Annotated in this window: 11 protein-coding genes, 2 tRNA genes and 1 pseudogene; 5 read left to right on the top strand and 9 right to left on the bottom strand. The window is 51.8% G+C overall.

The genetic code is table 11. The features are described 5' to 3' along the window. Nucleotides 1-99: 99 nt before the first annotated feature. Nucleotides 100-1,005 (top strand): annotated as a pseudogene (locus BIT28_RS27600) (SPFH domain-containing protein); the annotation flags it as partial. A 76-nt stretch (nt 1,006-1,081) separates the two neighbouring features. On the opposite strand, the gene frdD reads toward BIT28_RS27600, so the two are convergent. The 4 genes from frdD to frdA are packed head-to-tail and all read right to left on the bottom strand — an operon-like array spanning nt 1,082 to nt 4,395. Beyond that, nucleotides 1,082-1,444, bottom strand: a complete 363-nt coding sequence (frdD, locus tag BIT28_RS27595; protein WP_075768181.1) for a fumarate reductase subunit FrdD — start codon at nt 1,442-1,444, stop codon at nt 1,082-1,084. 10 nt (nt 1,445-1,454) lie between these two features. Beyond that, nucleotides 1,455-1,838: a fumarate reductase subunit FrdC gene (frdC, locus tag BIT28_RS27590; protein WP_075768180.1), complete on the bottom strand. Its 384-nt coding sequence runs from the start codon at nt 1,836-1,838 to the stop codon at nt 1,455-1,457. Between the two features lie 2 nt (nt 1,839-1,840). Further along, nucleotides 1,841-2,581 carry a succinate dehydrogenase/fumarate reductase iron-sulfur subunit gene (locus tag BIT28_RS27585; RefSeq protein WP_075768179.1) on the bottom strand — a complete coding sequence of 247 codons (741 nt, stop codon included), beginning with the start codon at nt 2,579-2,581 and terminating at the stop codon, nt 1,841-1,843. After that, the gene (gene frdA / locus BIT28_RS27580; RefSeq protein WP_075768178.1) at nt 2,581-4,395 is read right to left on the bottom strand and encodes a fumarate reductase (quinol) flavoprotein subunit; all 1,815 of its coding nucleotides are present in this window, start codon (nt 4,393-4,395) and stop codon (nt 2,581-2,583) included. Before frdA ends, BIT28_RS27585 begins: the two co-directional genes overlap by 1 nt. A 550-nt stretch (nt 4,396-4,945) precedes the next feature. Between frdA and epmA the strand changes: the two genes are divergently transcribed. After that, entirely contained in the window at nt 4,946-5,917 is a 972-nt protein-coding gene (gene epmA, locus BIT28_RS27575) for an elongation factor P--(R)-beta-lysine ligase (protein ID WP_075768177.1), read from the top strand. Nucleotides 5,918-6,238: 321 nt separating this feature from the next. Here the strand turns inward: epmA and BIT28_RS27570 are convergent, their stop codons facing one another. From BIT28_RS27570 to rsgA, 5 genes are all read right to left on the bottom strand, one after another. Then, nucleotides 6,239-7,123 (bottom strand): DMT family transporter, encoded by an 885-nt coding sequence (locus BIT28_RS27570; RefSeq protein ID WP_075768223.1) that lies wholly within the window; start codon nt 7,121-7,123, stop codon nt 6,239-6,241. A 290-nt stretch (nt 7,124-7,413) separates the two neighbouring features. Next, nucleotides 7,414-9,297, bottom strand: a complete 1,884-nt coding sequence (locus tag BIT28_RS27565; protein WP_075768175.1) for a methyl-accepting chemotaxis protein — start codon at nt 9,295-9,297, stop codon at nt 7,414-7,416. Nucleotides 9,298-9,545: 248 nt separating this feature from the next. After that, nucleotides 9,546-10,961, bottom strand: a complete 1,416-nt coding sequence (locus tag BIT28_RS27560; protein WP_075768174.1) for an SLC13 family permease — start codon at nt 10,959-10,961, stop codon at nt 9,546-9,548. Between the two features lie 136 nt (nt 10,962-11,097). Continuing rightward, nucleotides 11,098-11,985, bottom strand: coding sequence for an archaetidylserine decarboxylase (gene asd / locus BIT28_RS27555; protein WP_075768173.1), 888 nt, complete (start codon nt 11,983-11,985; stop codon nt 11,098-11,100). 166 nt (nt 11,986-12,151) lie between these two features. After that, entirely contained in the window at nt 12,152-13,204 is a 1,053-nt protein-coding gene (rsgA, locus tag BIT28_RS27550) for a small ribosomal subunit biogenesis GTPase RsgA (RefSeq protein WP_075768172.1), read from the bottom strand. A gap of 133 nt (nt 13,205-13,337) precedes the next feature. On the opposite strand from rsgA, the gene orn reads away from it, so the two are divergent. The 3 genes from orn (at nt 13,338) to BIT28_RS27535 (ending at nt 14,165) form a co-directional block, all read left to right on the top strand. After that, nucleotides 13,338-13,883: an oligoribonuclease gene (gene orn / locus BIT28_RS27545; RefSeq protein WP_075768171.1), complete on the top strand. Its 546-nt coding sequence runs from the start codon at nt 13,338-13,340 to the stop codon at nt 13,881-13,883. A 127-nt stretch (nt 13,884-14,010) separates the two neighbouring features. Then, nucleotides 14,011-14,087: transfer RNA gene (locus BIT28_RS27540), tRNA-Met, on the top strand. 2 nt (nt 14,088-14,089) lie between these two features. Next, a tRNA-Gly gene (locus BIT28_RS27535) sits at nt 14,090-14,165 on the top strand. The last annotated feature ends 10 nt before the right edge of the window (nt 14,166-14,175 follow it).

Genomic DNA, 14,175 nt, shown 5'->3' with positions numbered 1-14,175 from the left:
AGCAGTCCTATGAGTTTTGTAAAGCAAATTTAGTCTAATAGTACGGGTTTGCTGGTTTTTTATGAAGTAAGTTCTTTACAAAAATTTTGGTAAAGATAATTTTTCCAGGGCGGGCTTAACCAGTTCAAGTCCAAGCTGGGGGATCAGCTCCGTGACGGTATTTACATGACAGAGCGTCGCCAGGTCGAAGTTGAGCAAATTGACCTGGCACCGGTTGGGGTCAATCAGTCCAACTCTAATCAGCTGCAGCGTACCCAGCAATTGGTTTGGAAAACAGTGCCGGTATTGGATGCGCAGGGTAACCCCGAGCGTCAGAACAACCCGCTACAACAATACGGTATTGCTGTTACCCAGGTGACAATCGGTGATCCGAAGCCGGAAGACCAATTGAACAAGCTGCTGATGGATAAGAAGCGTTTGGTAGCCGATCGTATTCGCGCTATCCAGGAGCAGGAAACCTCAAAGGCGCAGGCCGAAACCGAACAGTTGCGCAAAGAAATCCAGCGTACCCGTGAGGTACAGGATGCCCAGCGTAACAAAGAGCTGGCGATCATTGCTCAGCAAAAAGAAGTCGAAGTTGCCCGCCAGATAGCGGAACGGGAAATTGTCGAGGTCGAGAAGAAAAAGCGTCTGGCCGAGGTAGATAAAGAGAAAGAGCTGGCGATTGCTCAGGCAAACCTTGAAATTCAGAAGGCCAACGCGCTTTCTGCAGAGTATGAAGCGAAGGCGATTTTGGCCAAGGGGCGTGCGGAAGCGGAGATCCTGAAAGCGAAATATGATGCCTACGGTGCGAACCGTGATGTGTACCTGGCCGAGCTGAATCGCGATGTCTCGACGGCGCTGTATCAGAACCTGAAGAACTATGAGGTGCAGATGCCTAATAATTACTTTGGCGGCAGTGAAGGCGGAAAGCTAACCACCAACCTTGATGTGATCACAGGTTTCGGGGCGCTGGGAATCTTAGAACAGAGCCAGAGAATAGCCGAATCGAACCCGAAGAAATAGTTGTTGGTTCGAGAGTATGAATAAAAAAAGCACCGCCGAGCGGTGCTTTTTTATAACCGTAATGTCTGTCTTGAGATTAGATCATGAAGACAAAGATTACCGCCAGTGCAGATACCAGGAAGGCAGACGCGTAACACGCGACTTTACCCGCCACGCCTGTGTGGAATTTCAGGTCGTGCATACCGTGGTGCAGACGGTGCATCGCGTGCCACATAGGTAGTGCCAGTGTCGCAATCGTGAATAGCGCACCGATAATGCTGGTCACGAAGCCTGATACACGCTCGTAGCTCATAGACTCGGCATCAAGCATGCCCAGTGGAACCATGATACCCAGTACCAGTACAGTCACAGGTGTCAGCATTGCAAACCAAGTACCGCCGGCACCGAACAGACCCCACCATACTGGTTCGTCAGAACGTTTAGGATTTAGATTAACCACGTGGCTCTCCTTAAACTAGTACTAGAACGAACAGTGAGATTGCAGCAACTGCCGCCCACTGAGCCAGAACAACAACTTTCTTATCCAGCTTCTTGCCTTTGATCTGGATAGGCATTACCTGAGGCATCATGCTGAAGAAAGTTTGTGCGTGGAACAAGCTGCCTGCCAGAGCCAGAATGTTCAGAACCACAACGACAGGGTTAGCCATAAATTCTAGCCAGCCCGCCCATGCTTCAGGGCCTTTCACCAGGCTACCAAGACCGAAAGTCAGGCAGATAGTGAAGAAAATCAACGGTAATACAGTTGCTTCACGTACCATGTAGAAGCGGTAGAAAGGATGATCCTTCCACCAGGTACGCTTCATTTCGCGAACGTAAGGTTTACGATTGCTCATCCTTATGCCTCCTGAGGTTTGATCATCGCAATAACGAAATCTTTAGATGATTCCACTTTGCCCTGGTTTACCGCAGCGGCTGGATCGACGCTCTTCGGACAAACTTCAGAACAGTAACCAACAAATGTACAGCCCCAAGCACCGTTTTCGCCGTTGATCAGCTTCATACGCTCATCGGCGCCGTTGTCACGGCTATCCAGGTTGTAGCGGTGAGCCAGCGTCAGTGCCGCAGGGCCGATGAACTCTGGGTTCAGGCCGAACTGAGGACATGCTGCGTAGCACAGGCCACAGTTGATACAGGCAGAGAACTGCTTGTACTTCGCCATTTGCTCTGGGGTCTGGTTGTTTGGACCATCTTCAGGCTTACGATCGTTACCGATGATATAAGGCTTGATCGCTTCCAGACGCTCGATGAACGGGGTCATGTCGACAATCAGGTCTTTCTCGATCGCGAAGTTAGACAGCGCTTCGATCTTCAGGCCGTTCGGGTAGTCACGCAGGAAGGTCTTACAGGCCAGTTTTGGCACCTTGTTGACCATCATGCCGCAAGAACCACAGATTGCCATACGGCAAGACCAGCGGTAAGCCAGATCTTTGTCTAGGTTATCTTTGATGTAACCCAGTGCATCAAGCACAGACATGGTTTCGTTAAACGGAACTTCGAACATCTCGAAGTACGGTTCTGCATCTTTCTCTGGGTCATAACGCAGAATTTCAACTTTTTGGATACGGTTGCCTGACATTATGCCTGCTCCTCTTTATTCGCTGCCGCTTCTGCTGCTTCTTTCGCTGCTGCCTCTTCTGCCGCGGCACCGTATAGGCGTGCTTTAGGCTGAGACTTGGTGATTGTCACGTCGCTGTATTCGATGCGAGGTGCTTGATCACCGTTGTAGAATGCTAGCGAGTGCTTCAGGAAGTTCACGTCATCACGCTCGGTGCAGTTGTCGTCAAGACGCTGGTGTGCACCACGTGATTCACGACGCAGGATCGCGGAGTGAGCCATTGCTTGAGCCACTTCCAGGCCGTAACCCACTTCAATTGCGTAAAGCAGATCGGTATTGAATACCTTGCCCTTGTCTTTGATGCTGATCTTCTTGTAACGCTCACGAAGTTCGGCAAGCTTGTCGACCGTTGCCTGCATCAAATCTTCCTGGCGATAGATACCACAGCCGGCTTCCATGGAGTGACCCATTTCAGTACGGATATCCGCCCAGTTTTCGTCACCGTCCTGAGAGAGCAGGGTATCGATACGGTCTTGAACCGCCTGTACCTGCTTGGCAATAGACTCTTCGTTCCAGCCTTTGAATTCCGCAGCACGTTTTGCCGCGCCTTCACCCGCCAGGCGGCCGAATACTACAAGCTCTGCCAGTGAGTTAGAGCCCAGACGGTTTGCACCGTGCAGACCAACAGATGAACACTCACCAACCGCAAACAGGCCAGAGATACGTGTTTCGTTGTTCTTGTCTGTTTCGATACCACCCATGGTGTAGTGCACGGTTGGGCGAATTGGGATCGGCTCTTCTGCCGGATCAACGTTCACGTAGGCTTTGGCAAGTTCACAGATGAACGGCAGACGCTCGTGCAGGTACTCTTTACCCAGGTGACGAAGGTCAAGGTGCACTACATCACCCAGTGGGTGTTTGATAGTGTTGCCTTTTTGCATCTCGTGCCAGAATGCCTGTGAAACCTTGTCTCGTGGACCCAGTTCCATGTATTTGTTCTTAGGCTGACCGATTGGTGTCTCTGGGCCCATGCCGTAATCTTGCAGGTAACGGTAGCCATTTTTGTTCAGCATGATACCGCCTTCACCACGACAACCTTCGGTCATCAGGATACCGGTGCCAGGCAGGCCGGTTGGGTGGTACTGAACGAATTCCATATCACGAAGCGGTACACCGTGGCGGAAGGCCATTGCCATACCGTCGCCGGTTACGATACCGCCGTTGGTGTTGCAGTTGTATACACGACCTGCGCCACCGGTTGCCAGTACAACAGACTTGGCTTTGATACAAACCAGCTCGCCTTCAGACATGTGAATAGCAACCAGGCCTTGTACTTCGCCTTCTTCTACCAGAAGATCAACCACGAAGTACTCGTCAAAGCGGTTGATTTGTGTGTATTTGATAGAAGTCTGGAATAGGGTGTGCAGCATGTGGAAGCCGGTTTTGTCGGCTGCGAACCAGGTACGCTCAACCTTCATGCCACCAAAACGGCGAACGTTAACGTCACCGTTTTCCTTACGGCTCCAAGGACAACCCCACTGTTCCAGCTGGGTCATCTCGCGAGTCGCGTTTTCTACGAAATATTCAACAACGTCCTGTTCACATAGCCAGTCACCACCACCAACCGTGTCGTTGAAGTGGTTATCCAAGCTATCCTCATCCTTGATGACGGCAGCGGAGCCACCCTCTGCAGCTACGGTATGAGAGCGCATTGGGTAAACTTTTGAAATTAGTGCAATTTCTAAGTCTGGGTTTGCTTCTGCAGCAGCAATGGCAGCACGTAGGCCTGCACCACCTGCGCCGATTACAGCGATATCTGTGGTAATAGTCTTCACAGCTATCCTCCGAAGGTAAGACGATAAAATTTAAAAAAGTACGCTTTCGCGTACTTTCCCTTGAAATCCTGACTTCATTCTATGAAACAATATCGATAGAAAATTTGATTTAGACGCAGCTTTTTTATCGAAATAGCCCCAAAGTATAAGGTGATTACAGAAAGTGTGATTATTGTCACAAGTTTTCATGTTTTGTGATTGTTAATTGACCGTTTTATTTTGTGTTAATTGTTTCTGGCTCATTAATGGTGTGTTTCGTGTTTGGTTGTTAACTGACTCATTTAAAAAGGAAACTAAATCGTTAGTGGTAGTTGGATGTAACGGAATGTTGTATTTATTTCCGTTTGGTGTGGTTATTGTTGCTAGGTGGTGTTGTTTTGGTGGCGTTTTTGATGTGATTGGCGCGCTGTGATGATGTTTGGCTATTCATAATTCTTCACAACTATGGCTGATGCTCTTGTGGTATGGACAAGGATGGTGGCTGTGGTGAATTAAGGAGTTTGGTAGACTGATGCGCAACTGATTTCTCCCGACTGAAAAGAAGTAGACTATGACCTTGAACTGGCAACCGACAGCCTCAATCGCGCAGCTGAAACAGCGTGCGGCGACTATCGCTACAATTCGTGATTTCTTTGCCCGCCGAGAGGTGCTGGAAGTTGATACGCCAGCGATGAGCCAGGCAACAGTGACGGATATTCATCTTCATACTTTCCAGACTGAGTTTGTCGGGCCGGGTTATGCAAAAGGACAGACGCTGTACCTGATGACCAGTCCTGAATTTCACATGAAGCGGTTATTATCCGCGGGCAGTGGTCCTATTTATCAGATCTGTAAGTCATTTCGAAACGAAGAGTCTGGCCGGTTCCACAACCCTGAATTCACGATGCTGGAGTGGTATCGCCCGGGGTTTGACCATCACGCCTTGATGGATGAAATGGATGAGCTACTGCAGCTGGTACTGGGCTCGGATCAGGCTGTGCGAATGACTTACCAGCAGGTGTTTGTCGATGTACTGGGGGTTTGTCCGCTGCAGGGCAGTATAGCGGATCTGAAACTGGCGGCATCGGCGCTGGGACTGAGCGATATCGCCGATCCCGAAGATGATCGCGATACCTTGTTGCAATTGCTGTTCAGTGTCGGTGTTGAGCCGAAAGTAGGGCAGCAAGTCCCTGCTTTTGTTTATGACTTTCCAGCCTCCCAGGCTGCGCTTGCGCAAATTAACCCGACCGATCCGCGCGTGGCTGAGCGTTTCGAGGTGTACTTTAAGGGGGTTGAGCTGGCGAATGGTTTCCATGAGTTGGCTGATGGCGACGAGCAATTGGCCCGTTTTGAAGAAGATAACCGCAAGCGCCTGAAAATGGGTTTGCCACCTCAGCCGATTGATCACCATTTGGTTGAGTCCCTACGTGCAGGTTTTCCTGATTGCGCAGGGGTTGCGCTTGGCGTGGATCGTTTAATCATGCTGGCGCAGCAACTGGATCATATTGATCAGGTAACAGCATTTCCGATCGACATTGCCTGATAACAGGAATATGTTGCCAGAAAGGATCAAACACAAGAAGCGCGGCCCAGGCCGCGCTTTTTATGTGGGCTGTTAACCAGATATCAGAATCGTACTGAGGGTTGCCGACACCGCTGCCTGGTTATACCGTTTCTTCGCCAGTTGAAACGGAGTTTACTCCCTGACTTATCGGCAGGAAGCAGGGGGAACTGTTTGTAGGCTAGCGACAGGCGGCAAGTTAGGATTTCAAGGCGTCTTATCGAAGCGGTTCAAACTATAAGCAATCCTGAAGTCAAATGCAAACAGTTATCACTTGCAATTGTTGTGGGTAGGGTGAAAGTATCAACTACTGACAATCAGGCCGGTGCCAATGACCGCCAGAACCGCGCCCACCCAGGCACTCTTGTTGGGAATGCTGCCGGTGTGCAGCCAGAGCAGCGGCAGGACCATGATGGGGGTCGTTGATGAAAGCAGGGCGACCATACCGACATCGCCATAGCGTAGTGCATAGAGAATCAATGTCATACCGACAGCCATCGCGAGAAAGCCATTGGCGGCAACCATGGTCAAAATGGGCAGAGTGATAGGCTTGACCGGTCGAAGAAGGGGAGCGCCACTCACCCGCAGTAACAAATGGGCGCCGAATGCGCTGGCCATCCTGACGGCGGAAGCGGCGATTGGGTCGATATTGGTCTGCATGACCGGCTTGGCGATGACAGCTCCGAGAGACTGGCATAAAGCAGCAACCAATCCCAGTGCGATAGCTATCCAGAGCTTGCCCTGTATTTCTTCCCAGGCATGGCTTTTCTGCTGGCCAAAAAAGATGGCGCTGATGACGCCGAGAAAAACCAGCAGGCCGCCTGCCAGTTTCCAGCCGAGCAAGGCTTCGTTAAATAACCAGATCCCCAGCAGGGCGGAAAATACGGCATGGCAGGAAAAGAGCAATCCGCCTCGTCGTGGCCCGATCCGGTTAAAGCAGGAGAACAGGGCCGTATCGCCGATAAAAATCCCTACCAACCCAGACAGGATCATGATCCAGGCATAGTTCCACTGCATGCTGTCCCAGCCGCCGTTAAACACAGCCATGACAGATAGCATCAGGGTGACGCAAGCCATCCGCCAGCGGCTATAGGCAAAAGCGCCAAGGTGGCGGGCGGGGGCGACAGAGATCAGACTGCTCAGTGCCCATAGCAAGGCTGCACCGAGCGCAAGCCATTCATACCCAATAATTCCGTGTGGCATAACTATCCCTGTCAGTAAGTTGGTACCGGAAGTGCTCCGGGACCTGTAGCCGGCTCATCTTACCGCAAGGGAAGGAGGCCTGCTGATAAAGGAACTAGCTATTTTTTCATATTGGGCATGAGAGATTTTCATGTTCTGCCAGGTGTTACCGTATTGGCTCCTACTCAAGCACTAGCTGGGCGTTGAGTGGCTGAAGCTGACGGGTTTGACACCTCCCAGAAAAAAGCCGCCCTAGCCAGGCGGCTTTGAAGAGACTTATCTGTCGTTCAATGCAATTACACTTTAAAGCGCGAGATATCTTGTCGCATGGTGTCGGCAGAACTGTTCATTTCGCGACTGCTCTGGCTGACCTCGGCCGTTTGTTCTGCCAGATGATCCGAGACCTCCTTGATGGCCTGGGTATTACGGCTGATATCTTCACTCACGGCCCGCTGTTCTTCGGCGGCGCTGGCAATATGGGTTGCCATGTCCGATATCTCAGTAATGGTGTGGGTGATTTGGTTCAGGCTCTCACTGGCCGCTTCGGCATAACCGACACTCTGATCGGCCAGCTCGGTACTGGTTTGCATGCTGTCGACCGCCTGCTGGGTGTTTTGCTGCAGGGTCTCAATCATGCTGCGGATTTCTTCGGTTGAGTCATGGGTGCGCTGGCTGAGGACCCGGACCTCATCGGCCACGACGGCAAAACCTCGTCCCTGTTCGCCGGCACGCGCGGCCTCGATCGCCGCATTCAGTGCCAGCAGGTTGGTCTGCTCGGCAATGCCCTGAATGGTGGACAGGATTTGGTTGATGCCCTGAGCGTTGTTTTCCAGCTCATGGATCACATTGGCAGCATCCTGAACCTGATTGGCCAGTGAGGTAATGGCATTCCGGTTTTGGCCGATAACGTCCTGCCCCTGCTCGCAGGCCGCGGTTGATGCCTGGGCGGCAGCGGCTGTCATCTCGGCATGGTTGGCAACTTCACCGGATGTGGCGGACATTTCATGAATGGCGGTCGCAATTTGATTGACATCATTTTGCTGCTCGCTGACTCGCTGTGAGGCAAGGTTGCTGAGCTGGGCTGAACGCTCGGCATATTGGCCCAGATCCTGAGAGTGATTGACGACACCTTTGATCATGGTCTGCAGCTGGGCGAGAAAGCGATTCATATTATCGGCCAGCTCGCCAATCTCATCCATTCGCTCGATGGCGATACGTTGTGTCAGATCACCGCTGCCCTGTGCGAGTTGACTGACAGACTGGTTTAGGTTGTTAAGCGGGCGCAGCAGGCTATTGATGATCATGGTGGCTATCACCGAGATAACCAGGTAAAGCATGACTGATGCCAGGACAATAAACTTGATCTGCTCGCCGATGGAGGCAAAGGCCAGTGACTTATCTTCGACCAGTGCCAGTGTCCAGTCTGTGCCGTCAATCGGGCTGGCATAGATAAGCTTTTCCTGGCTGTCGCTATCTAACGTGAAAGTTTGGATGGTCTGTTCGCTTTGCAGCTGGCGGAGCAGCGCCGAAGTCAGTTCGCTGTCTAGCTGCGTGATGGGCTGCTGGCTGAGTGCTTCATCGCGGTAGGCCACGATGTTGTGGTTGCCGTCGATCAGAAAGGCAAAGCCGTTGTGTTCCATTTTTAGGTTCAGTACCTGATCAATGATATGGCTAACGGTCAGGTCGGCAGCAAGCACGCCCTGATGCTGGCCCTGGAAGGCCTTGGCAAAGCTGACGACGATACTGCCGTCAAAATCCTGGTACGGTTCGGTGAGTACCAGCTCTCTGGCATTGATTGCATCCTGGTACCAAGGGCGGGTACGGGGATCATAATCGGCCGGCCAGTCTTCGGTTTTGTCACCGTAGGCAATGCTGCCGTCGCTGAAGCCGGCATAGACCGACAGGAACTGACCGGCACGCTTGGTCAGCAGCAGCTCGCGTTCAACGTTGTCCTGGTTGGCAATTAAGGGTTCGTTCGCCAGCATCATATCACTGCGGGTATCGAGCCAGTCGGCTATATAGCGGCTGGTGGCCTGGCCGATATCACGCATCTGGTTGCTTACTTCCGTGGTGGTTTCCTGTTGTAGCTGGCTGATGGATATCCAGGCCTGCACGGCACTGACTGAGGCAATAATTGCGGCTATTGCGACCTGTATTTTTAGCTTGATCGTATATTTCATCTTGGACTCTCACGTGTGGCCAGATTTATAGATATATGGGTATGACTCAGTGGGAAGAGTTGTTGTTATGGTATCTCTCGATAGTTATATCGGCTTTCAACAGATAATCCTCATCGACCTGCTGCGAAAATAATGTGATTGCAGTAGCAAATACATGTCAAAGACACAGGAAGGGGCAGAGAATGCGAAGGCAGCTAAGCGGCCTTCGCTGGTGGAGCGAGTGTGGTGCGTGTTTATGGTGTGTGGTTTTAGGTCAGGACCATGGCACCAGCGTAGACGACGAGAAGGCCGACCAGGCCGATAACCACCCCGGTTTTGGCCATGTCTTTGCTCTCGATCAGTCCAGTTGAATAGGCCAGTGAGTTCGGCGGTGTTGAGACTGGCAGGATCATACCGAGCGAGGCAGAGAAGGCGACGACAACCAGTACGCCTTGCAGGCCACCCATTGAAGCCAGGCTTTCCATCGAGGCTGCGACAGCAGCGGCAATGGGCATCAACAGGTTAGCGGTTGCGGTATTGGACATGAAGTTGGCCATTAACCAGCAGATAATCGACAGTGTCAGTACCACGGCAATCGGGGAAAGGGCATCATAGTCGATGGCATGCGCCAGTGCCGCCGCCAATCCGGTCTTGTCGAGGCCGAGGCCGATAGCAATACCACCGGCGACCAGCCATAGCACATCCCAGTTGATCAGCTTGAGCTCTTCCTTACCCATGATCCCGGTCAGGGTAAACACCGCCAGTGGAATGATGGAGACGACATAGGTGTTCATGCCATGTAGCGAGGTGGTCATCCACATGATAATCGTAAGGGCAAAAGTGATGTAAACCACAATTGCCTGCCAGCTTTTCTGGAAGCGGCCCTCAAGCTTGAGTTCCATTTGCTGCTGGGTCGACGGGAACAGCTTTTGTAACAGCCACCAGGCAAAAGTCAGCTGCAAGATCACGAACGGCAGGCCTATCATCATCCAGCCCAGGAAGCTGATACTATGCTCGCCGGTGAGGTATTGCAGGGCAATGGCATTGGGCGGTGTGCCTATTGGGGTGGCGATGCCGCCAGTATTTGCCGCTATCGGGATGCACAAAACCAGAGCCTTGATCCCGATATCTCCCTTGGGGACAGAGGCAACAATCGGTGCCAGCAGGGCCAGCATCATCACCGTGGTTGCCGTATTGGACATGAACATCGAGAACACGGCAGTGATCAGCATCAGGCCAAGCATGATAAATTTGGGCTGAGTACCGAAAGGCTTGAGCAGGACCCGGGCCAGGTTGTTATCCAGCTCATACTTGGAGGCGGCTATTGCCAGCGCAAAGCCCCCCATGAAGAGAATGATAATCGGCGATGAAAAGGCGCTGAATATGTCGGTGTACTTCATCATCTCGCCCATTTCGTGCCCGTCGACGCTGGAACGAAACAGATGAAGCCCCTTGTCGGAGATCATAATTAGCTCAAGGGCAATGATAAGTATGGACGTTGCGAAAACCGGTACCGGTTCGAGAACCCAGAGCAGGGCGGCGAGGGCAAAAATGGCCAGCAGTCGGTGCTGGATGAGGGTCAGACCTTCTATCGGGATGACATCGATAGGGAGCATCAATATACCAAGCGGTATCCCGAAGGCGATCAGCAGCTTGACCAGCTGCGCAATGGATATCTTCTTCATAGTATGTTGGTTTGCTTATAGTTATAGACTGCAAATCAGCATACTATTTGAGCGCTTGAAATTTCTACGACAGGGTCTATTTTTCGCACTAAAAAAGGGGCTCATATGGCCCCTTTTGTTCAAAAATGTTAAGTGGTTACGCTTCTTCTGTTGCCTGAGGCTGAGCATTTACCTTCGCATAGGGTTCACCCATGCGGGTCGGTTGCTCTGGCTGCATCTCTTCGACAAAACTGATTATGTCTTTCGGGAACAGGTTGATCACTGTCGAGCCTAGTTTGAAGCGGCCCATCTCGTCGCCTTTTTTCAGCACAACAGCTTGATCGCCGGTTGCCGGATAGTCCCAGCGGCGGACATCAGGGCCGGTTGGCGGGGTAACTGTACCTGCCCATACGGTTTCAATGCTGCCGACAATGGTGGCACCAACCAGGATCTGGACAACCGGACCGTGCTCGGTATCGAAGACACACACGACACGTTCGTTGCGGGCAAACAGGTTCGGTACATTCTGTGCGGTCAGCGGGTTGACCGAGAACAGGTCGCCCGGGATGTATATCATCTGGCGCAGGGTACCGTCGCATGGCATGTGGACACGGTGGTAGTCACGTGGCGATAGGTATAGGGTGGCAAAGTCGCCGTCCTTGAATTCGTCAGCCAGTGTTTCGTCACCGCCCAGCAGTTCGACGGCATCAAAGTAGTGGCCCTTGGCCTGGAATAGGCGCCCTTCTGTGATTGGGCCGAACTGGCTTACACAGGCATCTGCCGGATGGGAGATGATATCGGCCTCGTCATTGATTGGACGGGCACCGTCTTTTAGCTCGCGGACAAAGAAGTCGTTGAACGTCGCGTAAGCCGCCGGATCTGGGTTACGTGCTTCAGACATATCAACCTTGTATCGGCCGATAAACCAGCGAATGACAGCGGTGGTCACCATGCCGGCTTTTAAAGAAGCCAGCTTACCCGCTATACGGGTCAGAGCATGTTTTGGCGCGCAGTACTGCAGGCCGATTTTGAGATTATCTTGCACGGTATGTTTTCCAGAAAGTGTCAACCAATCAACAACTTGGTTACTCTTATAACATCTTAAGAATAACTCGAACCAAGAATGATACCTAAAAGACGGCGGAAAGTCAGTTAATTGCAGATTGCGATTGAGGCGAGAGAGCTATCCCCTGTTGCCAGGGGATGGGATATTAATCAGGTTTGTTACGGGAAAACTGACGGTTGGCTACGTTCTCTGACATGCTATCAATGATTTTGTGGTAGCTGTCGTAGCGCTCTTGGCTGATTTTGCCTGCTTCCATGGCTTCCCGAATGATACAGCCCGGATCGTCGCCGTGTTTGCAGTCGCGGAATTTACATCCGCCCAGGTAATCACGGAACTCGACAAAGGCTTCGGTTACCTGTTCTGGCTCCAGGTGCCAAAGGCCAAACTCTCGGACTCCCGGTGAGTCGATCAAATCGCCACCCTCGGGGAAGTGGTACAGGCGTGCTGCCGTCGTGGTATGTGTGCCCAAACCGGAGTTTTCGGAAACGTCTCCGATCTCTGCATCGACCTCTGGCATCAGGGCATTGACCATACTTGACTTGCCGACACCAGACTGCCCGGCAAAGATGCTGACATGGTCCTTGAGATCTTCTTTCAGCGCTTCCATCCCTTCACCGGTATCGGTACTGACATAGCGAAGCTGATATCCGATATCCTGGTATAGCGAGAGAAGTTGTTCTACCTGCTGGCGGTTTTCGGCATCCAGCAAGTCGACCTTATTGAGGACGATCAGCGGCTCGACCCCAACTGTTTCAGCCGCGATCAGGTAGCGGTCAATAATGTTCAGGGAAAGCTCCGGCAACACGGCTGACACTATGATGATACGGTTCACGTTGGCTGCAACGGCTTTTACCCCATCATAGTAGTCGGGGCGGGTTAACATCGATTCACGTTCGTGAACGGCCTCGACGACACCGGCGATCCCCTGAAGTGCTTCGACACCCGGGCGCCAGACGACTCGGTCACCCGATACCAGGCTCTGGATGCTTCGGCGCAGGTTGCAGCGGTGGATTGTCCCGGTTTCAGGGTCTTCGATATCGGCATGCTGGCCAAAGCGAGTGATCACTAGGCCTTCACGTGCAGATTCCAGCAGAGTTTCGTCCCACTGGACGTCATCTTTATCACGACGAAGTCGTTTATTTTGGTTAGAGCGTACGCGACGGCTCTGACCTTTGGTGAGCTTTTTCTTTTTTGCCACAAGAATATCGTTCAGTTGAGTTGGCTTACGGTAAATTACCCTTTGGAGTGATTATCTGGCCCGGTAGGGATTCAGACAGCGCCTCCGTTTGGTATTATCATACATGGTTTACTCACAAAATAGGCAATATCCGATGACGATCAGCGATCAGAACCTTATTTGGATTGATTTGGAAATGACTGGATTGGATCCAGAAACACATCAAATCATTGAAATCGCAACCATAGTGACAGATGCTCAGCTCAATATTTTGGCGGAGGGACCGGTTCTGGCAATTCATCAGCCTGAAGCGGAGCTGGCCAAAATGGATGAGTGGTGCACGACAACCCATACCAACAGCGGACTTGTTGAGCGGATCCGCCAAAGCAACATTACCGAGGAAGAGGCAGTTCGTCAGACCATTGCGTTTCTGGAGCAGTGGGTACCTAAAGGCGCTTCTCCTATCTGTGGTAATAGCATCGGTCAAGATCGTCGTTTTCTGTATAAGCACATGCCTGAGTTGGAACAGTACTTCCATTATCGTTATCTGGACGTTAGCACGCTAAAAGAGCTGACTCGACGTTGGAAGCCAGAGCTGCTGAATGGATTTTCTAAGAAGGGTAGTCACTTAGCACTGGACGACATTCGTGATTCGATCGCTGAATTGCGCTACTATCGTGAGCATATTTTCACTATTTGATGGTAAAATAGTCGCTTGGGGGGAAATCTGCGGATTTTTTTGAAGAACTATTGCATCCGTAAATTTTCCTCGTATAATGCGCAGCCTCGAAAGGCAATTATCAAATGGTTGCTTTCGACAGTACGGACGCGGGGTGGAGCAGCTTGGTAGCTCGTCGGGCTCATAACCCGAAGGTCGTTGGTTCAAATCCGGCCCCCGCAACCAAAGCGACACTAGCTCAGCTGGTAGAGCGCAACCTTGCCAAGGTTGAGGTCACGAGTTCGAACCTCGTGTGTCGCTCCAATTTGATAAG

The organism is Photobacterium proteolyticum, from assembly GCF_001939735.1.
Taxonomy (GTDB): domain Bacteria; phylum Pseudomonadota; class Gammaproteobacteria; order Enterobacterales; family Vibrionaceae; genus Photobacterium; species Photobacterium proteolyticum.
The sequence above is the reverse complement of the archived record's forward strand: the minus strand, read 5'-3'. Positions and strand labels throughout refer to the sequence as shown.

Bases quoted from the DNA above. Each gene is read 5' to 3' on its own strand.
- BIT28_RS27565 (WP_075768175.1), bottom strand. From the start codon at position 9,297: ATGAAATATACGATCAAGCTAAAAATACAGGTCGCAATAGCCGCAATT.
- epmA (WP_075768177.1), top strand. From the start codon at position 4,946: ATGACCTTGAACTGGCAACCGACAGCCTCAATCGCGCAGCTGAAACAG.
- orn (WP_075768171.1), top strand. From the start codon at position 13,338: ATGACGATCAGCGATCAGAACCTTATTTGGATTGATTTGGAAATGACT.
- BIT28_RS27585 (WP_075768179.1), bottom strand. From the start codon at position 2,581: ATGTCAGGCAACCGTATCCAAAAAGTTGAAATTCTGCGTTATGACCCA.
- BIT28_RS27560 (WP_075768174.1), bottom strand. From the start codon at position 10,961: ATGAAGAAGATATCCATTGCGCAGCTGGTCAAGCTGCTGATCGCCTTC.
- frdC (WP_075768180.1), bottom strand. From the start codon at position 1,838: ATGAGCAATCGTAAACCTTACGTTCGCGAAATGAAGCGTACCTGGTGG.